The sequence below is a fragment of the Vibrio phycocola genome, from assembly GCF_054404255.1.
The window spans coordinates 37,714-62,718 of sequence record NZ_JBTAMQ010000010.1; the positions used below are offsets into that span (position 1 = coordinate 37,714).

Genomic DNA, 25,005 nt, shown 5'->3' on the forward strand with positions numbered 1-25,005 from the left:
GATTGGAGTAAATTAAGAGGACTATAGGGTTCTCTTGATTTTATTTGTCATACAAAAATCCTTTCCTAGCAATGGCTTATGTTACGCTAATAAATGGTATTACCAATATTGAGTAATTAAAAAGCATATTTTTTGTAAGGGAATTGTGAACGTGTGATCGATTTCATGATTTATATCAATTTTCCGCTAGACAAAAAGCATCCTCATATGTTAATTTCTTGTGCAATTTAAATTGGTATTACCAATTGGCTACGAAAGCAGAAGAATGATAAATATGACCTATCAAAGGATTCGTCAACCAAAACTGTCAGATGTAATCGAGCAAGAATTGGAAAGATTGATTGTCGAAGGCATATTGGCCCCAGGACAGCAACTTCTTCCAGAGCGAGAGTTAGCGAAACAATTTGATGTTTCTCGTCCCTCAGTGCGTGAAGCTATCCAACGTTTAGAAGGAAAGCGTCTTCTTACTCGTAAACAAGGTGGTGGAACTTTTGTTAGTGAGAAAGTTTGGACCAGTTTTTCTGATCCCTTGCTAAACTTACTGTCAAACCATTCTGAAACGCACCTTGATTTGCTTGAAACTCGTCATGCAATGGAAGGGATAGCAGCTTATTTTGCTGCGATTCGAGGTACTGAAGAAGATTTTAAGCGCATTAAATCTTGTTTGAGTCAGATTGTGCTTGAGCAAAACTCAGCGAATGTTGAAGTGGAAGCCGAGAATGTTGTTGAGTTTTTAATAGCATTAACAGAAGCCTCTCATAACGTTGTTTTACTTCATATTGTTCGTAGCCTTGCACCTTTGCTTGAAAAAAATGTGCAACAGAATTTAAAGCTCTTACATCGTCGCCCTGAGGTGATTGAAAAAGTAGGTAAACACAGAGCTAGCATCGTTGATGCGATACTTTTGGGGGAACCTGAGAAGGCCCGTGAAATGTCACATTCTCATCTAGCTTTCATTGAAGAAACATTGTTGGATTTAAGCAAAGAGCAGACTCGTCGAGAGCGTTCTTTAAGTCGAATTCAGCAGAGTGATAGTGAATCATAGCTATTACTCCTTCGTTTTTAGATCAAACCAACAAAAAGGAAAGATCGGCATGTCTGACATGAAGACTGACGTAGACGCAATGGAAACCCAAGAGTGGCTTGAAGCTCTTGAGTCAGTTGTACGTGAAGAGGGTATTGAACGTGCTCAGTACCTACTTGAGCAGGTATTGGAAAAAGCTCGTTTAGATGGCGTAGATATGCCGACTGGCGTGAACACCAATTACATCAATACGATTCCAGCAGATAAGCAAATCGCTTATCCTGGCGACACGACTTTAGAACGTCGTATTCGCTCTATTATCCGCTGGAACGCAATTATGATTGTATTGCGTGCATCAAAGAAAGACTTGGATTTAGGTGGTCACATGGCCTCTTACCAGTCATCTGCAAGTTTCTATGAAGTGTGTTTTAACCACTTTTTCCGTGCAGCAAACGACACCGATGGTGGCGATTTAGTCTATTATCAAGGTCATATTTCTCCGGGTATTTATTCTCGTGCATTCGTTGAAGGGCGTTTGACAGAAGAGCAACTTGATAACTTCCGTCAAGAAGTGGATGGTAAAGGAGTTCCTTCGTATCCACACCCTAAATTGATGCCTGAATTCTGGCAATTCCCAACGGTATCAATGGGTCTTGGCCCTATCTCTGCAATTTATCAAGCTCGCTTCCTTAAGTATCTTGAAGGACGCGGAATGAAGGATACTTCAGCACAACGTGTTTATGCGTTCCTTGGTGACGGTGAAATGGATGAGCCAGAATCACGTGGTGCTATTTCATTTGCTGCTCGTGAGAAGCTAGATAACCTATGCTTCCTTGTTAACTGTAACCTACAACGTCTTGACGGTCCGGTTATGGGTAACGGTAGCATCATTCAAGAGTTAGAAGGCCTATTTAAAGGTGCTGGCTGGAATGTTGTTAAAGTTATTTGGGGCGCAAACTGGGATTCTCTTCTAGCGAAAGACACTTCTGGTAAGTTGCTCCAGCTAATGAATGAAACCATTGATGGTGATTACCAAACGTTTAAATCGAAAGATGGTGCCTACGTTCGTGAACACTTCTTTGGCAAGTATCCTGAAACTGCAGCACTCGTTGCGGATATGACAGACGCTGAAATTTTTGCTCTTAAGCGTGGTGGTCATGATTCATCGAAACTGTACGCTGCATTTAATAACGCAAAAGAAACCCAAGGCAAACCAACTGTTATTCTAGCGAAAACAGTTAAAGGTTACGGTATGGGTGAAGCAGCTGAAGGTAAAAACATCGCTCACGGTGTGAAGAAAATGGACATGACTCATGTTCAGCACCTACGTAATCGCTTAGGCCTTGAAGATCTTCTTGATGATGAAGCTATCACGAAATTGCCTTACCTCAAATTGGAAGAAGGCTCTGAAGAGTACAAGTATATGCATGCTCGTCGCGAAGCATTACTTGGATATACACCTAAGCGCCAGCCTAAGTTTACTCAAGAATTCAAAGTGCCGACTCTTGAAGATTTCGGTCCACTATTGGTTGAGCAGAAACGTGAAATTTCTACCACAATGGCTTATGTTCGTACTCTAAATATCTTATTGAAAGATAAGAATATTGGTAAGAACATTGTTCCAATTATTTGTGATGAAGCACGTACTTTTGGTATGGAAGGTTTATTCCGTCAGGTTGGTATCTACAACCCACATGGTCAAGACTACACACCTGAAGATCGCGGTGTTGTTTCTTACTATAAAGAAGCTACCTCTGGTCAAGTGCTTCAGGAAGGTATCAACGAATTAGGTTCAATGGCGTCTTGGGTTGCTGCTGCGACATCATACAGCACCAACGATCTACCAATGATCCCGTTCTACATTTACTACTCTATGTTTGGTTTCCAACGTATTGGTGACATGGCATGGTTAGCTGGGGACCAACAAGCTCGCGGTTTCCTACTTGGTGCTACTGCTGGTCGTACGACGCTAAATGGTGAAGGTCTTCAGCACGAAGATGGACATTCACACATTCTTGCAAATACGGTTCCGAACTGTATCTCATACGATCCAACTTTCGCATACGAATTGGCTGTCATCATGCAAGACGGTATCCGTCGCATGTATGGTTCAGAGCAAGAGAATGTGTACTACTACCTAACTATCATGAATGAAAACTATGCGATGCCAGCAATGCCAGAAGGCGCTGAAGAGGGCATTCGTAAAGGGATCTACAAGCTCGAAACTCATGCTGGTAGCAAAGGTAAAGTACAGCTTATGAGTTCCGGTACTATCATGAATGAAGTGCGCAAAGCTGCAACAATCCTAAGTGAAGACTACGGTGTTGCCTCTGATGTCTTTGCTGTGACGTCATTTAACGAGCTAACTCGTGATGGTCAAGCTGCAGAACGTTTCAACATGCTTCACCCAGAAGCAGAAGCGAAAGTACCTTACATCACAACCGTTTTAGGTAGCGAACCTGCAATTGCAGCGACTGACTACATGAAAAACTACTCAGAGCAAGTACGTGCGTTCGTACCAGCAGAGTCATATAAAGTATTGGGTACTGATGGCTTTGGTCGTTCAGATAGCCGCGAAAACTTACGTCGTCATTTTGAAGTAAATGCTGGCTATGTTGTGGTTGCTGCTCTAACAGAACTTATGAAACGTGGTGATATCGAAAAATCTGTCGTAGCAGAAGCTATTAAGAAATTTGATATCGACACTGAAAAAACGAATCCACTTTACGCTTAATATAGGTAGGAAATAGCAATGGCAATCGAAATTAATGTACCAGATATCGGTGCGGATGAGGTTGAAGTCACTGAGATTCTAGTAAGCGTTGGTGACAAGGTTGAAGAAGAACAGTCTCTTATTACTGTAGAAGGTGATAAAGCTTCTATGGAAGTTCCAGCTTCTCAAGCTGGTGTTGTTAAAGAGATCAAAATCGCTACGGGTGACACAGTAAGCACTGGTTCACTTATTATGATTTTTGAAGAAGAGGCGGGTGCAGCAGCACCAGCTTCTGCTCCAGTTGAAGCTGCTCCTGCAGCGGCCGCTCCAGCTGCGGTAGCTGAAGTAAAAGAAGTTCATGTCCCCGATATCGGTGGTGATGAAGTTGAAGTTACTGAAATCATGGTAGCCGTTGGCGATAGCGTAGAAGAAGAGCAATCTTTACTTACGGTTGAAGGCGACAAAGCATCAATGGAAGTACCAGCACCATTTGCCGGTGTGGTAAAAGAAATTAAGGTAGTCTCTGGTGATAAAGTGACGACAGGTTCTCTTGTCTTCATTTTTGAAACTGCAGGCTCTGCTCCAGCAGCAGCGGATCCAGCTCCAGCAGCGGCTCCTGTTGCGGCGGCTTCAGCAGCAAAAGAGGTCAACGTACCTGATATCGGTGGTGACGAAGTTGAAGTTACTGAAATCATGGTAGCTGTTGGCGACAGTGTCGAAGAAGAGCAATCTTTACTTACTGTTGAAGGCGATAAAGCATCAATGGAAGTACCTGCACCGTTTGCTGGTGTAGTAAAAGAAATCAAAGTTGCGACCGGCGATAAAGTAACAACGGGTTCGTTGATCATGGTATTTGAAGTTGTCGGTGCTGCACCAGTAGCTGCCGCTGCTCCTGCGGCTCCAGCCCCAAGTGCTCCAGCAGCGAAAGCCGCAACTCCAAGTGCAAGTTCGTCTGCATCAACGGGTGATTTCAAAGAAAATGCTGATTATGCTCATGCTTCTCCAGTTGTTCGTCGTTTAGCTCGCGAGTTTGGCGTTAACCTTGAGAAAGTAAAAGGGTCTGGTCGTAAGAGCCGAATCCTAAAAGAAGATGTTCAAAGCTACGTGAAAGAAGCATTGAAGCGTCTTGAGTCGGGTGCTGGTGCATCTGGTAAAGGTGATGGTTCAGCATTGGGCTTACTACCTTGGCCTAAAGTTGACTTCAGTAAATTTGGTGATACAGAAGTTAAACCGCTATCTCGTATCAAGAAGATCTCTGGTGCTAACTTACATCGTAACTGGGTAATGATTCCTCATGTTACACAGTGGGATAACGCTGATATCACTGAAGTTGAAAGCTTCCGTAAAGAGCAAAATGCAATTGAAGCGAAGAAAGACAGTGGCATTAAGATCACGCCGCTTGTTTTCATCATGAAAGCTGTTGCTAAAGCGCTTGAAGCCTTCCCTGCATTTAACTCTTCTCTTTCTGATGACGGTGAAAACTTAATTCTTAAGAAGTACGTGAATGTTGGTATTGCGGTTGATACTCCAAATGGATTAGTCGTTCCAGTCTTTAAAGATGTGAACAAGAAAGGCATCTACGAGCTTTCAGCAGAACTTGCAGAAGTCTCTAAGAAAGCACGTAATGGCAAACTAACGGCAGCAGATATGCAAGGTGGTTGTTTCACCATTTCTAGCTTAGGCGGAATCGGTGGTACTTCATTTACACCAATCGTAAACGCACCTGAAGTTGGCATCTTAGGTGTCTCTAAATCTGAGATGAAGCCAGTATGGAATGGCAAAGAGTTTACTCCGCGTCTACAACTTCCATTGTCGTTATCTTACGACCACAGAGTAATTGATGGTGCCGAAGGTGCACGTTTCATTACTTACTTAAATGGTTGTTTAAGCGATATTCGTCGTTTAGTTCTATAAGTTAAGCGTAAATCCAAGGCGGCAATAGCCGCCTTGATTAATCTTAAAAAGCATATTAATTACTAGGTCAGTTCGATTGAGCTAAAAGATACTTGATTGAATTGTTGTATGGCTCACAGGCTCTGGTGAAATTCTTTTCAACCCATTAACATCTCTGTAAACTATTTTGGTTTATATAAGACATGGTTTGAATCATCGAGTGAATCGATTGAAGCCCGCATCAGCCTGTTAAGGATAACGACTACAAGAGGTCAAAATGAGCAAAGAAATCAAAGCCCAAGTGGTAGTACTTGGTGCCGGCCCTGCTGGATACTCCGCTGCTTTCCGTTGTGCAGATTTAGGTCTTGATACCGTTCTAGTTGAACGTTATAGCACCTTAGGTGGTGTATGTTTAAACGTCGGTTGTATTCCTTCTAAAGCGCTATTACACGTAGCGAAAGTTATTGAAGAAGCGAAAGCACTTTCAGAACACGGTATTGTTTTTGGTGAACCACAGACCGATATCGACAAGATTCGTCTTTGGAAAGAAAAAGTTATTACACAACTAACTGGCGGTCTTGGCGGTATGGCTAAGATGCGTAAAGTGAATGTTGTAAATGGTTTTGGTAAGTTTACTGGCCCGAATACCATTGAAGTTGAAGGTGATGACGGCAAGACTGTTATTAACTTCGATAATGCAATTGTAGCGGCGGGTTCTCGTCCGATTAAATTGCCATTTATTCCTCATGAAGATCCTCGTATTTGGGACTCAACGGATGCACTAGAGCTAAAAGAAGTTCCTGGCAAGCTATTGATCATGGGTGGTGGTATCATCGGTCTCGAAATGGGTACCGTATATCACTCACTGGGATCTAAAGTCGACGTTGTAGAAATGTTCGATCAAGTGATTCCAGCTGCTGATAAAGACATAGTAAAAGTTTATACCAAGCGTATTAAAGATAAATTCAACTTAATGCTAGAAACGAAAGTTACGGCAGTTGAAGCTAAAGACGACGGTATCTACGTGTCTATGGAAGGCAAGAAAGCACCTGCTGAAGCAGAGCGCTATGATGCTGTACTTGTTGCTATCGGTCGTGTGCCTAATGGTAAGCTTCTTGATGCTGAGAAAGCTGGTATTGAAGTTGATGAACGTGGCTTCATCAATGTTGATAAGCAGCTTAAGACCAATATTCCACATATTTTCGCAATTGGCGATATTGTTGGTCAGCCAATGCTTGCTCACAAAGGCGTGCATGAAGGTCATGTTGCTGCAGAAGTTATTGCTGGTAAGAAGCACTACTTTGACCCGAAAGTTATTCCTTCAATTGCTTACACTGAGCCAGAAGTTGCTTGGGTTGGTAAAACAGAAAAAGAAGCAAAAGAAGAAGGTCTTAACTACGAAACTGCGACTTTCCCTTGGGCTGCATCCGGACGTGCGATCGCATCAGATTGTGCTGATGGTATGACTAAGCTTATCTTTGATAAAGACTCTCACCGTGTGATTGGTGGTGCTATCGTTGGTACTAACGGCGGTGAACTACTTGGTGAAATTGGTCTAGCGATTGAAATGGGTTGTGATGCAGAAGATCTCGCATTAACTATCCATGCTCACCCAACGCTACATGAGTCTGTAGGCTTAGCGGCAGAGGTATTTGAAGGTACCATTACCGATTTGCCTAATGCGAAAGCAGTGAAGAAAAAATAATCCTATCTTCTAGGTTATATACTTAGATGCGAAGATAAAAAAACCGCAGCACTTGAAGTGCTGCGGTTTTTTATTATGTGGTACGTTATTCAATTACTTGCGTCGTTGATAGATACAAAGCATATCAAGGTAGCAATGGACCATTTCATCAATTTCTTGTTGATCGGTGGTACGGTTAGCCTGAATGAATAACGTGTAGAACATTCCCAAGTATAGGTCAGATAAATGTTCTGGTGAGTACTTGTCACATACGTCGCCATGTTCAATGGCTTTCGTAAACATGTTTTTCACAAGCAGGCGATTAGTGTGATTGGTTGAAACAAACAATGGCCATACTTCTTCGCGAGTCGATGCACTCCATTCAAACCAAACTTTTATCCAATGACAATCTTCTAGTACAAGACGAGTCATCTCATGAGTTAGGTTATACAAATTATCTTTGATGTAAGCATCGATATCGATATTGTCTGCTAGGAAATTAGAAAATTGATGTACTACGTGAGTTAACACATCATCGACCAAATCTTCTCTAGTAGGGAAGTAGTTGAAAACCGTTGCGACGGAAACCTGTGCAATATCTGCAATATCAGCATGGCCGCCACGACCAATACCGCGTTTTGCAAATACTTCTAAGGCTATTTCCATTAACTGAAGTTTACGCTTTTGGGGGGATAAGCGAGTCCGGGGGCGTTTTTTTATTATCGCGTCCATATATTTTTTTCCTTGCCAATTAACGTTGATTTGTTATCACATCTTGGTGATATTTTTATTATGGATAGTGCATTAATAAGTGTAATTGTGCATATGCAATTTATCAATAGATCAATTGATAAATTACATTATGTAACTTACACATTACTATAGTAATTGCATATATACGATTTTGGTATTTAATATTGCAAATACTAATAACTAAACTGTTATTTTGTCTGGTTGCGCAGTAATGGTAATATATCGGGTTCAAATAAAGAGTGAATGGCAAACTTGCAAGGCGAGTTGCTTAAGTACTTAACATCGATTAATGAGAGAGTCATGGCCCATAAAATAGAAGAGATGATTTCTGAGCAACAAGTTAAACAGAGAATCCAAGAGTTAGGACAAGAAATTTCCGAGCATTATAAAGATAGCGACAATCTCGTTTTAATCGGACTTCTTCGTGGTTCATTTATCATTCTTGCTGACTTAGCGCGAGCAGTTAGCGTGACGCATCAAATCGACTTTATGACAGCATCAAGTTATGGAAATGGTACTGAGAGTTCTCGTGATGTTCGAATTTTAAAAGATCTAGATGATGATATTGTTGGTAAAGATATCATTTTAGTTGAAGACATCATTGATACCGGTAATACGTTAAGTCGAGTAAAAGAAGTATTAAGACTTCGTGAGCCAAATTCAATTGAAGTGTGTACTTTGTTAGATAAGCCCTCTCGCCGTGAAGTTGACGTAGATGCTCGTTGGATTGGCTTCTCGATTCCTGATGAGTTTGTCGTGGGGATGGGATTAGATTTTGCTCAGGATTATCGTCACCTCCCTTATATCGGTAAGGTAACGTTAGAAACCGAATAACGTTACGCTAACGAGTATCATGACAAAAATGCCCAGATTTTTCATATCTAGGCATTTTTATTAGACGCTGAGGTTGGTATTCGCTATCGGTGGCAAAGAAGCTTGAAATCTTTATTGAGGATTTTTTCCATCGACTTATTGTAATTTTCTTCAACGATTTCTGCTGAATCGCAACGAACCCCTAAATATTCCAATTTCCCATCTTCAATACCGTAAACCAAACCATGGAGCTCGAATTCTTGACCTCGTTCCCATGCATTCTGCAATATTGTAGAATTGGCGAGGTTATACACTTGCTCTGCTACGTTGAGCTCGACCAGTTTGTCCGCTCGATATTCTGGGGCCATACTGTCGATGTAAGTACGATGCTTTTGGTATATGTCTCGAATGTGCAGGAGCCAATTATTAATCAGCCCAAGTTTAGGGTTAGCTAGAGTTGCTTTGATGCCACCACAATCGTAGTGGCCACAAATGATTAGATGTTTAATCTTCAGAACATCAACGGCATATTGAACAACTGAAAGGCAGTTTAAGTCAGTGTGAATTACTAAATTAGCAACATTTCGGTGAACGAATAACTCTCCAGAATGCAGTCCTGTAAGCCGTTCTGCTGGAACTCGGCTATCAGAGCAACCTATCCATAGAAAGTCAGGGCTTTGTCCTTCGGCTAGTTGTGCAAAGTATTCGGGATTTTCAGCTTTGATCGATTCAGACCAGCGCGAATTGTTTTCAAACAGTTGTTTAATTTCTGGCATTGTCCTTCCCTTAATGCGGTGAATTAGGATTGGAAACCAACTCACACAAAACACGAATTGTTGAACGTATCGTTTGGCATCAAAATGTGTGCGGAGTCACTATACACAAAGTTTACATCGTTGATTAGCGAAAATAGTAACAAAGTTTTAGTTCTCAGAGATGCTATTGTATTTGTCACGAATAAATATCAGCGTCGGTCGTAAATTCCTGTTAAATTGTGATGAATGAATTGAGCGATTACTAAGTCGCAAGAACAATTGAAAATAGAGACGTTTACAACCTATGAATGCATTAGAAATAAGAAGTTTGCGCAAAACTTATAGTGGTGGTTTTGAAGCGTTAAAAGGCATTGATTTAGACGTAAAGCAAGGCGATTTTTATGCCTTGCTTGGTCCTAACGGAGCAGGTAAATCAACCACCATTGGCATAATCGCTTCTCTAGTGAATAAAACCTCAGGAAAAGTATCGGTATTTGGCCATGATATCGACACTCGTTTGGAAGAGGCGAAGCAACATTTAGGCTTAGTCCCGCAAGAATTTAACTTTAATCAGTTTGAAACTGTCGAGCAAATTGTCATTCAGCAGGCTGGCTATTATGGGGTGCCTCGTGCATTAGCAAAAGAGCGTGCTAAGAAGTATCTTACTCAGTTGGAGTTGTGGGAGAAGCGAAACGAACGAGCGGGAGCGTTATCTGGTGGCATGAAACGTCGCTTGATGATTGTTCGCGCTTTGATGCACGAGCCGAAATTATTGATTCTCGATGAACCGACAGCAGGTGTTGATATTGAGTTGCGCCGCTCGATGTGGACGTTTTTACAAGAGATAAACAGCCAAGGTATTACGATTATTCTCACGACTCACTATTTAGAAGAAGCTGAAATGTTGTGTCGTAACATTGGGATCATTCAAGCGGGTGAGCTAATTGAAAATACGTCGATGAAAGCATTGTTGGGTAAGCTTCAAGTTGAAACTTTTATTCTAGATGTCGATTCTTCAGAGACCATTCCGCAACTTAATGGTGTTTTGAAACAGGAAAACAAAGAAGGCTCAATTGAGATTGAGTTGGAAAAATCTCAAGGGTTGAACGATGTTTTTAGCCAGTTAACACAACAAGGGGTTAAAGTGCTTTCGATGAGAAATAAAGCAAATCGATTGGAAGAGCTATTTGTTAGCCTAGTGAGAAACGAAAAATGAGAAGTACTATGTATCAAATTTATTGGACCGCGTTTAGCAGTTTAGTGAGAAAAGAGATCAATCGTTTTACGCGTATTTGGGTACAAACATTAGTGCCGCCAGCGATTACAATGACATTGTATTTTATTATTTTTGGTAATTTGATTGGCTCACGAATTGGGACAATGAATGGTTTTTCTTATATGGAATACATCGTTCCTGGGTTGATCATGATGTCGGTGATCACGAACTCATATTCCAATGTTGCTTCCTCGTTTTTTAGTTCTAAAATGCAGAAGAATATCGAAGAGTTATTGGTTGCTCCAGTCCCAAATTACGTCATTATCGCCGGTTATGTGATGGGAGGCGTAACACGAGGATTGCTGGTTGGCATGTTGGTTACCTGTGTTTCATTATTCTTTGTCGACCTTCAAGTTGAGCATTGGTCTGTGATTATTTTTACCGTGTTTTTGACTTCTGTTGTCTTCTCACTTGGTGGGTTAATTAATGCAGTCTTTGCGCGCACATTTGATGATATTTCGATAGTACCGACTTTTGTGCTAACACCACTGACCTATCTAGGTGGCGTTTTTTATTCAATATCCTTGTTGCCTGAGTTTTGGCAGGTTGTGTCTAAAATTAATCCTATTGTGTATATGGTTAATGCTTTTCGTTATGGTTTTCTTGGTGTTTCTGATGTGAGTATTGTTAGTTCGTTTAGTGTTTTGGGTGTGTTTGTTATCTTACTATATTCGGTAGCGCATTACTTAATTGCTAAAGGAACTGGGCTTCGTAGCTAGTTGAAGCAGAAACGCTTCAGTTTTCCTATTGATTCAGGTGAAAATAGGGGACTGAAGCGTTGTATTTTGTTCAGTAATGATTAGATTAGGCTGACGACCTGATTATCGATTAATCGAACATCACCTAAAAAAGCAGCCATTAGCACAACCGCCTTCTCAGTATCTTGATTGATCGGTTGAAGTGTCTGTTCATCTCGAATAAAAACTTCATCAACCTTCATTCCTGCCTGAACTATTTCGCTATTTGCATTCATAATTAACGCTTCGGTATCTCGTTCACCTTGAACCAAATTCTCACCAATACCTTTCATGATACGCGCTAAATGCGGTGCGACAGCTCGTTGTGAAGTGGTAAGGCGGTTGTTTCGCGAGCTCATGGCTAAACCATCGGATTCTCTCACCGTAGGCACGCCAATGATCTCAATATCTAAACACAAGTCTTCAGTCATCTGACGAATAATCGCAAGTTGCTGAAAGTCTTTTTCGCCAAAGCAAGCAACATCGGGTTGTACGATATTGAATAGTTTTGTCACGATTGTTGCGACGCCACGAAAATGACCGGGACGAGATTCCCCTTCCAAGATATTAGACATGTTTGGAACTTCAACAAACGTCTGTTGATCCAATCCTTTTGGGTACATGATATCTGGCGTTGGCGTAAATACCGCGTCGACTCCCTGTTTGGCGAGTTTAGCGAGATCATCATCCAATGTACGAGGGTAGTTCACTAGATCGTCGGCATTTTCAAATTGCATTGGGTTGACAAAAATACTGACGATAACAATATCGGCCACAGCTTGAGCTTGACGAACTAAGGTTAAATGTCCTTCATGGAGATTTCCCATCGTTGGCACAAACGCGATCCGTTTTTGTGCCAAACGATGCGCGTTAATAACTGTTCTTAGTTTTTTAACTTCTGAATAAGTTTCCATCGTGATCTACCGGCTTAAGCAATGGTATGGTCGGCGTCAGGGAATGATCCGCTTTCTACATCTGCAATGTATTTAGCGGCTGCCTTGCGTATATTCCCTGTTTCAGCAAGAAAGTCTTTGGAAAACTTGGGCATGTAGTTCGCGGAAATACCTAGCATGTCGTGCATAACCAAGATTTGACCGTCGGTTTCTGGCCCTGCTCCAATGCCAATTACGGGGACGTCGACGGCTTCCGTGATCATTTTCGCTAAGCTAGATGGGACACATTCCAACAGGATAATTTGAGCGCCGGCACTTTGTAGGGCAAGTGCATCATCAAGCATTTGCTTTGCTTGCTCATCACTGCGTCCTTGAACTTTATAACCACCAAAAATATTGACAGACTGTGGGGTTAAGCCAAGGTGCGCACATACAGGAACAGCACGTTCAGTGAGCTTTTTAACGGTGTCGACTAACCATGCCCCGCCCTCTAGCTTGACCATATTTGCACCAGCTCGAATAATTTCAGCCGCGTTTTTACATGCTTCTTCTGGAGTAACGTAGCTCATAAAGGGCATGTCAGCCATTAACAAGCAATTAGGGCTTCCTGCACGTACACTACGCGTGTGATAGGCAATATCTTGAACCGTAACAGGGAGAGTGTCACTTTGCCCTTGTAATACCATACCAAGCGAATCACCGACGAGGAGTACTGGCATATTCTCGCTTTCGAATAATTGTGCAAAACTGGCGTCGTAAGCGGTGGATGTCGCAAACTTTCGGCCTTCACTTTTGCATTTAATTAAATCGTTGATTGTGATTTTTTTCATTGTAAATCCTTACTTGGCGTTGGCGTGCTGCCAAATACTGAGGCCATTTTTGTCGACTTGTTTGAGTAAGTCGGTTAATTCGGTCCCATCAGGGAGTATTAAATGTGGGGCAATTTCAGCGAGTGGGTAGAGGACAAACTCTCGAACTTTCATTCCATAGTGAGGTACTGTTAGGCGTTCACTGTCTAGAATTTGTTGACCAAAGAGAAGAATATCCAAATCTAGGCTTCGTGGTCCCCAGCGCTCATCCTTGCGCACTCGACCATGCTCTAATTCGATCTGTTGAGTTAAATTGAGCAGTTCTAGTGGTGCCAGTTGTGTTTCTATCTCGACAACGGCATTGATGTAGTCGGGTTGATCTTGTGGCCCCATTGGCGAGCTACTATACAGTTGAGATGAGCGAATAAAGCGAGTACGTGGAATGCTCTTTAATGCGTCTATTCCACGTTGTGCTTGTTCAACAGGATCATTGAGATTACTGCCGATGGCAATAAATACGGTCGTCATCACGACGATTTCGTCTTATTACGTGGCGTACGTCGACGACGAGGTTTACCTGGCTCCGTCGATGATTTGCCTAACTCATTCACCATTAGTTGGCGTAGGTTGCGATCGGCCTTTTGGAAAGCCTTCCACCATTCAGCCAGTTTTTTAACTTCACCGCCCTCAAGCTCGCCTCGCATCAGCAATAAATCATACCCAGCTCGGAACTTATTTAACTCAAGTAAACGGAAAGCTCGTTTGCCATTGCGACGTTCTAAACGAAATTGCATCTGCCACATTTCACGAATAGTAGTGGTATGACGACGCGGAATCGCAAGACGTTTAACAATGCGATCGAGCACCTGATTGGCCGCTTCCATCATTGCATCGTATTCGGACAGGTTTAATTCTGTACTTAACTTATCGGCAATGGATTTCATCGGATACCAAAATATGGCCGCAAACATAAACGCAGGGTTGACGCGTTTTCCGCTTTCGATGCGCAAGTCGGTAGAATCAAGTGACAGATCAAGCATTTGCTCTGTCATTGATTCATGGTCTTCGGTGAAATGTTCGGCAACGATAGGGAACAGTTGCTGAAATAAACCATATTCCCGCATGAGGTGATAGGTTTCTAGCCCTATACCTGACTGAAGCATCTTTAATGACTCTTCATAAAGGCGTGCAGGTGGAATATCGCTAAGCAATGGTGCTAGGTCTTCAATCGGCTCTGCGGTCTCTTCTTCAATATCGAAATCGAGCTTAGCTGCAAAGCGAATCGCTCTTAGCATTCGAACCGGATCTTCTCGGTAGCGGGTTTCTGGGTCACCGATCATTCGAACTAGTCGATCTTCGAGATCTTCAATACCACCGGCATAGTCATGAATACTGTAGTTAGCTATGTTGTAATACATTGCGTTGACAGTGAAGTCTCGGCGCTCTGCATCTTCATCAATCGATCCATAAACATTATCACGTAATAGCATTCCAGCATCAGACTGTGAACTGGTTTGACTGTTGTTTTCCTGATGATGTCCACGGAATGTGGCGACCTCGATAATGTCACGTCCAAACATCACGTGTGCTAGACGAAAACGGCGACCAATAAGGCGACAGTTGCGAAAGAGTTTGCGCACTTGTTCAGGCGTTGCATTAGTTGCAATATCGAAATCTTTTGGCTCTTGTTTTAACAAGATATCGCGCACACCGCCACCGACTAAGTAGGCTTCAAAGCCGCTACTGTGGAGTCGATATAATACTTTAAGCGCATTATCGCTAATTTGCTTGCGTGAAATACCGTGATCTTCACGTGTGATAACGTTCAGTGAAAGGTCGAAATAACGGTGTTCAATGTGTGTTTTCTGTTCTTTTTTATTCATCGGCTCGGACAAAATAGCGATTAACTATCTTGTTCTTTATTAGTGACCAAGAGTCTATTGACTCAATTTGCGGCTAATAATAGCTCAGGCTAGGTCATTTGAGAATTAAAGTATGATCTCAGTTTCGTTAGGTAGTTGGCATATTTGCCAATTATTACATCCCCAGTCGACAATTGTCGCGACGGATTCTAGTGCAACGTCCTGTGGTAACTGAAATCCAAGAAAGCGCATGGCTTGGATTAATGTGGGTCTTGGATCTGAAATATCAATGGCAGCTGCATGATTTTGCTTTGAGAGTTTACGCCCTTCTTGAGCCATTGCTAGTGGTAGATGAAGATACTGAATGGGCTGATGTCCTAATATTCGATATAAACTCATTTGACGTCCAGTTGGTTCGATTAAATCAGCACCACGGACCACTTCGGTCACCTCCTGAGCAATATCATCGAGGACGACGGCTAGGTTATACGCGAAAAGGCCATCTCTGCGTTTTATAATAAAATCCTCGCCAGCTAATGCGAAAGGGATAAGTGTGTTTCCGTGAAGAACATCATTAAACTGTGTTACAGGATGTTGCATCTTGATACGAACCGCACAATCTTTGCTAGAGGAAATTAGCTTTGTTCGACAGAGACCGGTGTAATATCCACCCATGGCTTTAATCTCTTTTCGACTGCATGTGCAGTAATAAGCTTCACCCTTTGCTAACCATTGGTCAATTTGAGCTTGATAAAAATCATGACGCTGACTTTGATAAAGGATCTGTCCATCCCACTCTAGTCCATAGCATTCGAGAGCTTGTAGGATTTGTTGGGTTGCTCCGGGGACCTCTCGTGGAGGGTCGAGATCTTCGATTCGAACCAACCAATCACCTTGATTAGCTTTGGCTTGAAAATAGCTACCAAGCGCTGCAACTAGAGAACCAAAATGCAGTGGCCCGGAAGGGGAAGGGGCAAATCGACCAACGTAATTCATATTAATAGGCTTGAAAATCCATCACATAACTGACCTTAATTAGGCTAAGAAGGTCATGATGGTAGCGAAAATAAAAAAAGGGAGCAATCGCTCCCTTAGTATTGGTTTATTTGACTTGTTAGCCTTGCATTTGACGTTCTTTGATCTCTGCAAGAGTTTTACAGTCAATACAAAGATCGGCTGTTGGGCGTGCTTCTAGACGACGTACGCCGATTTCAACGCCACAAGATTCGCAAAAACCAAACTCGTCTTCTTCAATTTTGATTAGGGTTTTTTCAATCTTTTTAATTAAACGACGCTCACGATCTCGGTTGCGTAGTTCTAAGCTAAATTCTTCTTCTTGAGAAGCGCGATCAACAGGATCAGGGAAATTCGCCGCTTCATCTTGCATGTGGTGTACTGTTCTATCAACTTCATCTCTGAGCTGGTTACGCCACGCACTTAAAATTTTAGTGAAATGTGTCACTTGGTCAGGTGACATATACTCTTCACCAGATTTCTCTTGGTATGGTTCCACACCAGCAATGGCTAGGATGCCAAGCGTTTTCTTTTTAGATTCAGGCATACAGCATCTCCTACAAACACCTAGTCAACTGCATGAGCAGTATTTTAAGGCGGGTATCTATAGCAAAAAGTACTATGTGTGGCAACCACTCATTAACAAACTGCGTTTAATATGCCACTCGCATCAAATTTTTATCTTTTCAGATGAAAAAGGAATCGCTGTTGTTAGTTTTAGTGATTGATTGGTAAATTGAGCTTTATAGCACAATACCTCGACACCAGTATTTATTGCTTCTAATAGTAATAATGAATATGTTGCATCTATATGGTGGGCAGGCGACACTTTTTCAATCCCTGAATGCAAAATAGCGAATAATAATACTGCTCTATCGCCATTTTTAACGACTTCGATTAACTCTCGTAGGTGTTTTTGCCCACGAGTCGTAACGGCGTCGGGAAAGTAACCTTGACCGTTCGCGTCACTTCCTTCAGTTTGGTCGAGTAAAGTGACACTTTTTACTTCGATGTAACAATCTCTTCGATTGGGAGAGCGAAGTAGGATATCGATACGACTGTTTTCCTGCCCATATTTCACTTCTGTTTTAAGTTGTTCGTAATTCAGAAGTTCATCAATTTGATGATCGTTGATCGCTTCAACACATAGTTGATTGGCGCGCACTGTATTTACGCAGATATAATCATTTTGTTGAGTATAAGTGAGTTCCCAACTAAATGGGTATTTTCTCTTAGGGTTATTGGATTGCGAGTACCAAATGGTATCACCGGGAGTCGCGCACCCTGTCATCGCTCCTGTATTGGCGCAATGGATGGTGGTTTCAGTGCCGTCATTTAATTTAATATCGGCAAGAAAGCGTTTATAGCGCTTGATTAAGATTGCGGATTTTAACTCGGGATCGAACTGCATTTATCTACTGTTTTTATGTACAATGATTCCTTCATTAAATCATAAGGGGTTTGCTTTGCAACAATTGCCTATCGAGTCAGTGATCCCTCAGTTAATTTCTGGTATCCAATCACACCCTCAGATTATCTTGCAAGCAGCGCCCGGAGCGGGTAAATCGACCTATTTTCCTTTAGCTTTGTTACGTAGCGATACCGTAACGGGCAAAATTATCATGCTCGAACCTCGACGTTTGGCCGCTAAATCGATAGCTAACTATGTTGCCGCTCAGCTTAATCAAGAAGTTGGGCAACGGGTAGGTTATCGAATAAAAGGTGAAAGTAAGGTGAGTGACCAAACTCAGTTAGAAATCGTCACTGAAGGTGTACTCACTCGGATGATCCAAGATGACCCTGAATTGAACGGTGTTGAGGTCATTATATTTGATGAATTCCATGAACGCAGTTTGCATGCAGATTTAGCGTTAGCCTTATCGCTCGAAGTTCAAACAGCTTTGCGAGATGACCTGAAGTTGGTGGTGATGTCAGCAACATTAGATGGTGATGCGCTCCAGAATTTGTTGCCAGAAGCATTGATGATCGAGTGCGAAGGGCGGTCGTATCCGATTGAAGTCCGATATGCGCCACTCAATCCCAACGATGATGTATTCATTAAAATGGCGCAAAAAATCACGTCATTATGCGATAGTGAGACCGGCTCTATTCTCGCTTTTTTACCCGGTATTTCTTCTATAAAACGCGTAGAAGCGGCATTGAATGACTCTTTATCTGGTCGTGATGATATTGTCATCGCCCCTCTTTATGGCCAACTTAGTTTTCAAGAGCAGCAACGAGCAATCAAACCCGTGACGTCTGGGCTGCGAAAAGTGGTATTGGCAACAAATGTAGCCGAAACATCGCTAACGATAGAAGGGGTTCGAGTCGTGGTTGATTCGGGGTTAGAGCGACATGCTCGTTTTGATCCGGTAAGTGGCGTAACCAGGTTAGAGCAAGTTCGAATAGCACAATCTTCAGCCCAACAACGTGCTGGTCGAGCGGGGCGAATTGAACCTGGTATTTGTGTTCGGTTATATTCTGAATCTCAATATCAACAACAAACCAGAGTACCTGTCCCTGATATTTTACATTCTGATCTCACTAGTACTGCATTGGAGTTATCCAACTGGGGAGTACGAGATGTAAAAGAATTAAACTGGCTCGACACACCACCGCAAGCGTTGATTGAACGTAGTAGAGAATTGCTTATTACTCTCGGTTTAATTGATCAGCAGCATCAATTGACCACTATGGGGCAGCAAGCGTATCAGCTCGGAATAGACCCTCGTTTGGCTAGTATGCTATTGCAATCAAGACTGTTAGGAAGTAAAGGGATGGTGAGTGCTATCGCATGTGCGGTGTTAATTGAAGAGCCCGACTTTAATTGTACCGATTTAACGATGGCATTCCATTTGTGGCAACAAGGTAAACACAGCAAACGTCAGCGCCTGATGACTCGATCTAAACAGTTAGCACGCAAACTCAATGTATCGTTTGAGTTATCTAAAGTGGATGAGCAGTGTTTAAGACTTGCGGCGGCTTTAGCGTTTCCCGATAGAATCGCGCAACGTCGAGGCCGTTCAGAAAGCTATGAATTTAAACTGGCCAATGGTCATGGGGCTAAGCTACGTCAGGAATTCCTTTTCTCTCAGGCAAGTTATCTTGTGGTGTGTGACTTGATGAGACATCACGGAGCCGACAGTCAAATTCAATTGGCGAGTGACATCTCTTTATCTGAATTAATGGAATACTTGACGCATTTAACCAAGGAGGTTGATCATCTCGATTGGGATGAAAAGCGAGGTCGTTTGATTGCGGAACAACGTGTTATGTGCGGTCAGTTAGTGCTAACTACTCGTTTATCGCAGGAACCTGACCAAGAAAAAATAACACAAGCTTTGCTAAATTATGTTCGCCGCTATGGCTTATCTGTATTAAATTTGAATCAACCCACTATCGAATGGCTTGAGAGAGTACGGTGCGCTGTTGAGTGGCTCCCAAATGAACCTTGGCCAGAGTTTAGTGAGTTTGGGTTATTGGAAAATCTTGAAGTTTGGTTAGAACCCTATATGAACAATATTCGTACTGCCAAACAGTTGAGTAACCTTCCTCATGCAGAAGCGCTCAAAGCTTATCTCGGTTGGCCTTTAAATCAACAACTGGACCAATGGCTGCCCCCTAAATGGAGATTGCCGACTGGAACTCATAAAGCGATCCGATATAGAGTGGGATCGGAACCAACACTCTCGGTTCGAATCCAAGAGGTGTATGGGGAACAAACTTCACCAGTAATTGCACAAGGATCAAAGCGATTATTGCTTGAGTTGCTATCACCGGCTCAGCGGCCGATTCAATTAACTCAAGATTTAGCGGCATTTTGGGCAGGATCTTACAAGGAAGTACAAAAAGAGATGAAAGGGCGGTATCCCAAGCATGTTTGGCCTGATGATCCTGCTAATCATATTGCAACCACTAAAACAAAGCGGCACTTTAACTGATGACAGATAAGAAACCGACAACTCGTGGCTCAGCGACGTCAAAAAGTACACCTAAACGCAGTTCAAAAACGCAGAGTAAATCTGGTACTTCAAAGAAAAAAGGGCAGGAAAAAAAGCCTCGCGGTTGGTTGAGGAAAAGCTGGAGCGTTGCCTGGAAACTAGGGGTGGTTGGGTTTACGATCTTGGTGTTTTATGGTTTTTATTTAGACGATATTGTTAAGCAGCGCTTTTCTGGGCAGCTCTTCAAGCTCCCTACCGTTGTATATTCACGCATACTGACCTTATCTCCTGGTGATGAAATCAGTCTGAAGGAAGTTCGACAAGAATTGGATGTACTTAATTACCGCAAGGTAACGCAACCACGTTATGCGGGGGAGTATTCGTCTTCAGCGACACGAATTGAGCTGATTCGGCGACCGTTTGAATTTTCCGATGCATCAGAGCCAGAACGTCATGTGATGCTCCATTTTGATGGTAACGAGTTGATGCGTATTCAATCGTTAGGAAGCCGTGGAGATATGGGTTTTTTACGTATTGAACCCAAGTTACTAGGAATGTTAGAAAAAAACAGCGAAGAGCAGAGACTATTCCTACATAGAGAGCAATTTCCTGAAGTGATGGTGGATGCGTTGTTGACAACAGAAGATCGTAACTTCTATCAGCATGATGGTATTGCTCCTTTCGCGATTGCTCGAGCGGCCGTTGTAAACTTGAAAGCAGGACGAACGGTTCAAGGCGGCAGTACATTAACTCAACAGCTAGCTAAAAACCTATTTTTGACCAGCGAACGGTCGTTATGGCGTAAGTTCCGCGAAGCTTTAATGGCACTGATTATTGATTACCGCTACAGCAAAGATCGAATTTTAGAAGGTTACTTGAATGAAGTGTATTTGGGGCAGAGCGGTGCCCAAGCGATTCATGGCTTCGGTCTTGCTTCTCGACTTTACTTCGGACAGCCTCTGCAAGAGTTGAGAATAGATCAACTTGCTTTGTTGGTGGGAATGGTTAAAGGGCCTTCATACTATAATCCAGTGCGTTCTCCTGAACGAGCGAAAAAGCGCCGTGATCTGGTTTTAAGACTGATGATGGACCACGATATTCTTACCGCAAAACAATACGCAATGGCTGTTGAGCGTCCATTAGATGTGGTTAAAAACCCAAGTATTGCTCAGCGTCAGCCTGCCTATTTCCAGCAAGTTGCCATTGAATTGAAACAGCAGGTCGGCGATTCCTTTGAATCTGATAAAGGGCTAAAAGTCTTTACAACGCTCGACCCGGTTTCACAATTTGAACTAGAACAAGCGGTATCAAAAACCATCCCTCAATTAGGCTCTGCACAATTGGAATCTGCGGCGGTGGCTGTTGATCGTCATAGTGGTGAGATTCGAGCTATCGTTGGCGGGAAAACGGTAGGATATGATGGGTTTAATCGTGCTCTAAATGCGAGTCGACAAATTGGTTCATTGGCGAAACCTGCGGTGTATTTGACGGCATTGAGTGATCCCCAAAAATATACTTTGGCAACAACATTATCTGATAAACCTATTGCATTGAAATCCAATGATGGTGAGGTGTGGTCACCGCAGAACTTTGATCGTAAATTTCGAGGAGAAGTACCACTTTACTTGGGTTTGGCAAAATCCATTAATGTCCCTACAGTCGATTTAGGGATGCAAGTCACCATTGATGAAGTTAGTAAAACCTTGGTTGCGTTGGGCATGGATAGCCAGGAATTACGCTCGGTTCCGTCTATGTTCCTTGGGGCGTTTAGTCTCGCTCCAATTCAAGTTGCTCAGCTCTATCAAACGATAACCAATTCTGGAAAACGATCGAGATTGTCGGCATTACGTTCTGTGGTTGATGTTGATGGTAACGTGCTCTATCAATCGTTACCTAAAAGCTCTCAATCAGTGCGACAGCAAGCTGCATGGTTGACGACTTATGCGATGAAACGAGCGGTATTAGAAGGAACGGGAAGAGCGTTAAATACGCGTTTCCCTTCCGCTGGCTTAGCTGGAAAAACTGGAACCAGCAATGATACTAGAGACAGTTGGTTTGTTGGTGTAGATGGTCGGGAAGTCACGACTATTTGGGTTGGCCGAGATGACAATAAATCAACAGGCTTAACCGGTGCAACGGGCGCTCAACGGGTCTATTCAAATTACCTGGCCAAGCGCGGATCGGTCGTATTATCGCTGCCATGGCCAAACGGAATCTCAATGTTCGGTTTTTCCCAAAATAAAAGTGGAGGATTAACCTTAGATTGCAGCAACGACTTTAAGTTACCCATCTGGGATGAAGATGGTGTTTATCAACAAGCGTGTCAAAAACAGAAAACACCAAGCGGTTGGATTAAAAAGTTATTTAAGTGGTAGCGCTACGAATGAACCTGAACGGAACAAAAATCTTGATGATGGGAAAACATGGGTTGCGAGCAGTATGGTTGGTAAGTCTCTCGATATTGGGATCAACGACGACTGCTATGGCGACAGTGAACGACGATGCATCCATACAAGCACGCAAGTCTAGCGAGCGTCCTGTTATTGCGTTAGTTCTAGCGGGAGGGGGAGCAAAAGGAGCCGCTCATGTGGGGGTTTTGCAGGCACTTGAAGAGATGCACATTCCGATTGATATTATCACCGGAGCCAGTATGGGGGCCTATGTCGGTGGTTTATATGCCAGTGGTCAAACCGCAGAGCAGATCCACGAACATATTGATCAGGTGGATTGGAATAGCGGTTATCGTGATCAAGTTGATCGAGGTTTACGCCATGTTCGGGAAAAAGAATTTGAAGATCGCTATCAATTAGATGCTGATCTTGGGTTTCGTTATGATTCACTTGATATTCGTGTCCCTAAAGGTGTCATTCAGGGGCAAAATATGTTGCGCCTCATCCGTCAGGCTGCGGGTCATATCCCTCGTCTCAATTCATTTGATGAATTACCGATTCGCTACCGTGCGGTGGCAACCGATATAGTGAATTTAGAGCCATTTATTTTAGACAGTGGCTACTTGGTGGATGCTTTTATGGCAAGCATGTCTGTTCCAAGTATTCTTCCACCTTATGAAGTTGATGGGCATATATTGGTCGATGGTGGTGTCACTAATAATATGCCAGTGGATGTTGCCCGTTCGCTGGGAGCAGACATCGTCATTGCCGTAGATATTAGTACTGATTATAAAAATGCTGAACAGTTCACCACTTACATTACTGTCGCTGACCAACTTTCTAACTATTTAGTACGTCAAAGTTCGCAGAAACAAGCAGAAGAATTACTAGAAGGGGACATTTATTTAAAGCCCGATGTTGGCGATATGGAAACGATAGAGTTTGACCGTCTTGATGAAGCGTACCAGAAAGGATATGAATCGGTTCACCAAGCCTTCGTTTCTTTAGAAAATCTCGCTATGACACCTTCTGATTATGTTGAATATCGTAATAATATCGAACAGGCCGCATACCCCACTGCTCGAGGTGAGACATGGCAATTTAGCGCACTCAAACTGGTCAATCAGAGTCACTATAGTGAAGCAGTATTGAGCGAAATGTTAGATATCCCTCTCAACCAGCCCCTTTCTACTGAACAGATTGAGCAGCGGATACGCCAGTTGTATGCATTAGATCGGTTTGAATTGATTTTTTACGACGTTGATTCTTCTGGTGGTTCAGATCAGTTAATTGTCCATGTTCGAGAAAAATCTTGGGGGCCGAACTATTTAACATTTCGCTTAGCGTTAGAAGATGACTTTGATGATCAAAGCCGATATTCGGTAGGGATGAGTAACAGCTTTACAGATTTAGATTCTATTGGCAGTGAATTGCGACTTGAAATGGAAATGGGGACAGATCGCCGTATTGGGTTGGAGTATTTTCGTCCGCTTACTTTAGACCAACAAGTTTTCACAAGCACCTCATTAGAGTATCAAAATGAACTGCGTAAGTTTTCTGATGAAGATGTAGAAGTTGCTGGTTTGAGTGCGGCCGAGAACTATTTTGAGGTGAACTATGTCGAGTTGGTGGGTGAGTTGTCACTTGGCTATCAATATAACCCTTGGGATGAATTTGAATTTGGGATGCGGATTACCGACGGTGAAGCGAGATTACCTTCCCAAGGTGATATGGAATATCAACGCAGAGGAGTTTATGCACGCTACCAATTCGATACATTGGATAATTCTAAATTTCCTCGAGATGGCGAGTATGTTGATATGGAGTTTATGCGGTCGCACGATAAAGCGGAATTAAGCGATAATAGCAACTCGAATCGATTAGATGAGTGGGTTTCTGAATATAACTTATCGGCTATTATGGCGAGAAGCTTTGAACGTCATACCTTAATGGTTCAAGGCGACTTATCTAGGTTGGATAGTAAGCGGTTTGATTATCCAATTAATCCGCTATCAATAGGAGGATTTCTGAATCTTTCCGGCATTCCAAGTAACAGTCTAAGTGGTCAAAATAAAGCTTACGCCAGTCTGAATTATCGCTATCGCTGGTTTGATAACGACTTTGGCGTGTTTACTTCTCCAGTCTATTTAGGTGCTTCCTATGAGTACGGTGGAGTATGGTCTAGTTCTAATTTATCGCTATCGAAGGCGCCTTTATTCAATGCAGGAGCTCTTTTTGCAGGAATTGACTCACCGGTTGGGCCGATTATGTTCGGCTATGGACGAACTGAAAATAGCTATGACTCGATCTATTTAGTCGTAGGAGCCAGCTTTAAATAGTAAATAAATGTGTATTTGACGAATCTTGAACTAAGACTTTAGTCGTAAGTTGAGGGCCCGCGCCAAGTGAACTCATTTTCATTTAGGCGTATCTTTGCTATTCTGGATG

The 25,005-nt window shown here is 42.6% G+C and carries 19 protein-coding genes; 10 read left to right on the forward strand and 9 right to left on the reverse strand.

All coding sequences use genetic code 11. From position 1 onward, the window contains the following. Nucleotides 1-274: 274 nt before the first annotated feature. From pdhR to lpdA, 4 genes are all read left to right on the forward strand, one after another. Nucleotides 275-1,045 (forward strand): pyruvate dehydrogenase complex transcriptional repressor PdhR, encoded by a 771-nt coding sequence (gene pdhR, locus ACXJY6_RS14245; protein ID WP_456052134.1) that lies wholly within the window; start codon nucleotides 275-277, stop codon nucleotides 1,043-1,045. A gap of 49 nt (nucleotides 1,046-1,094) precedes the next feature. After that, nucleotides 1,095-3,758, forward strand: coding sequence for a pyruvate dehydrogenase (acetyl-transferring), homodimeric type (gene aceE, locus ACXJY6_RS14250; protein WP_456052133.1), 2,664 nt, complete (start codon nucleotides 1,095-1,097; stop codon nucleotides 3,756-3,758). Between the two features lie 18 nt (nucleotides 3,759-3,776). Then, the gene (aceF, locus tag ACXJY6_RS14255; RefSeq protein ID WP_456052132.1) at nucleotides 3,777-5,651 is read left to right on the forward strand and encodes a pyruvate dehydrogenase complex dihydrolipoyllysine-residue acetyltransferase; all 1,875 of its coding nucleotides are present in this window, start codon (nucleotides 3,777-3,779) and stop codon (nucleotides 5,649-5,651) included. Between the two features lie 256 nt (nucleotides 5,652-5,907). Further along, nucleotides 5,908-7,335: a dihydrolipoyl dehydrogenase gene (gene lpdA, locus ACXJY6_RS14260; protein WP_456052131.1), complete on the forward strand. Its 1,428-nt coding sequence runs from the start codon at nucleotides 5,908-5,910 to the stop codon at nucleotides 7,333-7,335. A gap of 93 nt (nucleotides 7,336-7,428) precedes the next feature. Here the strand turns inward: lpdA and ACXJY6_RS14265 are convergent, their stop codons facing one another. After that, a complete protein-coding gene (locus tag ACXJY6_RS14265; RefSeq protein ID WP_456052130.1) occupies nucleotides 7,429-8,046 on the reverse strand; it encodes a LuxR/HapR/OpaR family quorum-sensing transcriptional regulator in 618 nt (205 codons plus the stop codon). Nucleotides 8,047-8,367: 321 nt separating this feature from the next. Between ACXJY6_RS14265 and hpt the strand changes: the two genes are divergently transcribed. After that, nucleotides 8,368-8,901, forward strand: a complete 534-nt coding sequence (gene hpt / locus ACXJY6_RS14270) for a hypoxanthine phosphoribosyltransferase (RefSeq protein ID WP_456052173.1) — start codon at nucleotides 8,368-8,370, stop codon at nucleotides 8,899-8,901. A gap of 83 nt (nucleotides 8,902-8,984) precedes the next feature. On the opposite strand, the gene can is transcribed toward hpt, so the two are convergent. Then, entirely contained in the window at nucleotides 8,985-9,656 is a 672-nt protein-coding gene (gene can / locus ACXJY6_RS14275; RefSeq protein WP_458768715.1) for a carbonate dehydratase, read from the reverse strand. A gap of 283 nt (nucleotides 9,657-9,939) precedes the next feature. On the opposite strand from can, the gene ACXJY6_RS14280 reads away from it, so the two are divergent. Continuing rightward, nucleotides 9,940-10,851 (forward strand): ABC transporter ATP-binding protein, encoded by a 912-nt coding sequence (locus ACXJY6_RS14280; protein WP_458768716.1) that lies wholly within the window; start codon nucleotides 9,940-9,942, stop codon nucleotides 10,849-10,851. 8 nt (nucleotides 10,852-10,859) lie between these two features. After that, nucleotides 10,860-11,630: an ABC transporter permease gene (locus tag ACXJY6_RS14285; RefSeq protein WP_456052127.1), complete on the forward strand. Its 771-nt coding sequence runs from the start codon at nucleotides 10,860-10,862 to the stop codon at nucleotides 11,628-11,630. Nucleotides 11,631-11,710: 80 nt separating this feature from the next. On the opposite strand, the gene panC is transcribed toward ACXJY6_RS14285, so the two are convergent. The 7 genes from panC to sfsA all read right to left on the reverse strand — a co-directional run bounded on the left by panC (nucleotide 11,711) and on the right by sfsA (nucleotide 17,637). Next, nucleotides 11,711-12,562 carry a pantoate--beta-alanine ligase gene (panC, locus tag ACXJY6_RS14290; protein ID WP_458768717.1) on the reverse strand — a complete coding sequence of 284 codons (852 nt, stop codon included), beginning with the start codon at nucleotides 12,560-12,562 and terminating at the stop codon, nucleotides 11,711-11,713. A gap of 14 nt (nucleotides 12,563-12,576) precedes the next feature. Further along, the gene (gene panB, locus ACXJY6_RS14295) at nucleotides 12,577-13,371 is read right to left on the reverse strand and encodes a 3-methyl-2-oxobutanoate hydroxymethyltransferase (protein WP_456052125.1); all 795 of its coding nucleotides are present in this window, start codon (nucleotides 13,369-13,371) and stop codon (nucleotides 12,577-12,579) included. A 9-nt stretch (nucleotides 13,372-13,380) separates the two neighbouring features. After that, nucleotides 13,381-13,878 carry a 2-amino-4-hydroxy-6-hydroxymethyldihydropteridine diphosphokinase gene (gene folK, locus ACXJY6_RS14300; protein WP_458768745.1) on the reverse strand — a complete coding sequence of 166 codons (498 nt, stop codon included), beginning with the start codon at nucleotides 13,876-13,878 and terminating at the stop codon, nucleotides 13,381-13,383. Then, complete coding sequence (gene pcnB, locus ACXJY6_RS14305; RefSeq protein ID WP_456052124.1) at nucleotides 13,878-15,233, reverse strand: polynucleotide adenylyltransferase PcnB; 1,356 nt, start codon at nucleotides 15,231-15,233, stop codon at nucleotides 13,878-13,880. Before pcnB ends, folK begins: the two co-directional genes overlap by 1 nt. Before the next feature lie 105 nt (nucleotides 15,234-15,338). Beyond that, nucleotides 15,339-16,208, reverse strand: coding sequence for a tRNA glutamyl-Q(34) synthetase GluQRS (gene gluQRS / locus ACXJY6_RS14310; RefSeq protein WP_458768718.1), 870 nt, complete (start codon nucleotides 16,206-16,208; stop codon nucleotides 15,339-15,341). Nucleotides 16,209-16,326: 118 nt separating this feature from the next. Continuing rightward, on the reverse strand, nucleotides 16,327-16,773 hold the full coding sequence (gene dksA, locus ACXJY6_RS14315; protein WP_456052122.1) for an RNA polymerase-binding protein DksA: 447 nt from the start codon (nucleotides 16,771-16,773) through the stop codon (nucleotides 16,327-16,329). 123 nt (nucleotides 16,774-16,896) lie between these two features. Beyond that, nucleotides 16,897-17,637 carry a DNA/RNA nuclease SfsA gene (sfsA, locus tag ACXJY6_RS14320; RefSeq protein ID WP_456052121.1) on the reverse strand — a complete coding sequence of 247 codons (741 nt, stop codon included), beginning with the start codon at nucleotides 17,635-17,637 and terminating at the stop codon, nucleotides 16,897-16,899. Nucleotides 17,638-17,692: 55 nt separating this feature from the next. On the opposite strand from sfsA, the gene hrpB reads away from it, so the two are divergent. From hrpB to ACXJY6_RS14335, 3 genes are read left to right on the forward strand one after another with little or no spacing between them, the layout of a single operon-like run. Further along, nucleotides 17,693-20,167, forward strand: coding sequence for an ATP-dependent helicase HrpB (gene hrpB / locus ACXJY6_RS14325; RefSeq protein ID WP_458768719.1), 2,475 nt, complete (start codon nucleotides 17,693-17,695; stop codon nucleotides 20,165-20,167). Beyond that, nucleotides 20,167-22,542, forward strand: a complete 2,376-nt coding sequence (gene mrcB / locus ACXJY6_RS14330; RefSeq protein WP_458768720.1) for a penicillin-binding protein 1B — start codon at nucleotides 20,167-20,169, stop codon at nucleotides 22,540-22,542. Before hrpB ends, mrcB begins: the two co-directional genes overlap by 1 nt. A gap of 8 nt (nucleotides 22,543-22,550) precedes the next feature. Continuing rightward, nucleotides 22,551-24,896 (forward strand): patatin-like phospholipase family protein, encoded by a 2,346-nt coding sequence (locus tag ACXJY6_RS14335; RefSeq protein ID WP_458768721.1) that lies wholly within the window; start codon nucleotides 22,551-22,553, stop codon nucleotides 24,894-24,896. The last annotated feature ends 109 nt before the right edge of the window (nucleotides 24,897-25,005 follow it).

What these genes read in the sequence shown, in the direction of transcription:
- pdhR (WP_456052134.1), top strand. Translation starts at nt 275, where the DNA reads ATGACCTATCAAAGGATTCGTCAACCAAAACTGTCAGATGTAATCGAG.
- aceE (WP_456052133.1), top strand. Translation starts at nt 1,095, where the DNA reads ATGTCTGACATGAAGACTGACGTAGACGCAATGGAAACCCAAGAGTGG.
- aceF (WP_456052132.1), top strand. Translation starts at nt 3,777, where the DNA reads ATGGCAATCGAAATTAATGTACCAGATATCGGTGCGGATGAGGTTGAA.
- lpdA (WP_456052131.1), top strand. Translation starts at nt 5,908, where the DNA reads ATGAGCAAAGAAATCAAAGCCCAAGTGGTAGTACTTGGTGCCGGCCCT.
- ACXJY6_RS14265 (WP_456052130.1), bottom strand. Translation starts at nt 8,046, where the DNA reads ATGGACGCGATAATAAAAAAACGCCCCCGGACTCGCTTATCCCCCCAA.
- hpt (WP_456052173.1), top strand. Translation starts at nt 8,368, where the DNA reads ATGGCCCATAAAATAGAAGAGATGATTTCTGAGCAACAAGTTAAACAG.
- can (WP_458768715.1), bottom strand. Translation starts at nt 9,656, where the DNA reads ATGCCAGAAATTAAACAACTGTTTGAAAACAATTCGCGCTGGTCTGAA.
- ACXJY6_RS14280 (WP_458768716.1), top strand. Translation starts at nt 9,940, where the DNA reads ATGAATGCATTAGAAATAAGAAGTTTGCGCAAAACTTATAGTGGTGGT.
- ACXJY6_RS14285 (WP_456052127.1), top strand. Translation starts at nt 10,860, where the DNA reads ATGTATCAAATTTATTGGACCGCGTTTAGCAGTTTAGTGAGAAAAGAG.
- panC (WP_458768717.1), bottom strand. Translation starts at nt 12,562, where the DNA reads ATGGAAACTTATTCAGAAGTTAAAAAACTAAGAACAGTTATTAACGCG.
- panB (WP_456052125.1), bottom strand. Translation starts at nt 13,371, where the DNA reads ATGAAAAAAATCACAATCAACGATTTAATTAAATGCAAAAGTGAAGGC.
- folK (WP_458768745.1), bottom strand. Translation starts at nt 13,878, where the DNA reads ATGACGACCGTATTTATTGCCATCGGCAGTAATCTCAATGATCCTGTT.
- pcnB (WP_456052124.1), bottom strand. Translation starts at nt 15,233, where the DNA reads ATGAATAAAAAAGAACAGAAAACACACATTGAACACCGTTATTTCGAC.
- gluQRS (WP_458768718.1), bottom strand. Translation starts at nt 16,208, where the DNA reads ATGAATTACGTTGGTCGATTTGCCCCTTCCCCTTCCGGGCCACTGCAT.
- dksA (WP_456052122.1), bottom strand. Translation starts at nt 16,773, where the DNA reads ATGCCTGAATCTAAAAAGAAAACGCTTGGCATCCTAGCCATTGCTGGT.
- sfsA (WP_456052121.1), bottom strand. Translation starts at nt 17,637, where the DNA reads ATGCAGTTCGATCCCGAGTTAAAATCCGCAATCTTAATCAAGCGCTAT.
- mrcB (WP_458768720.1), top strand. Translation starts at nt 20,167, where the DNA reads ATGACAGATAAGAAACCGACAACTCGTGGCTCAGCGACGTCAAAAAGT.
- ACXJY6_RS14335 (WP_458768721.1), top strand. Translation starts at nt 22,551, where the DNA reads ATGAACCTGAACGGAACAAAAATCTTGATGATGGGAAAACATGGGTTG.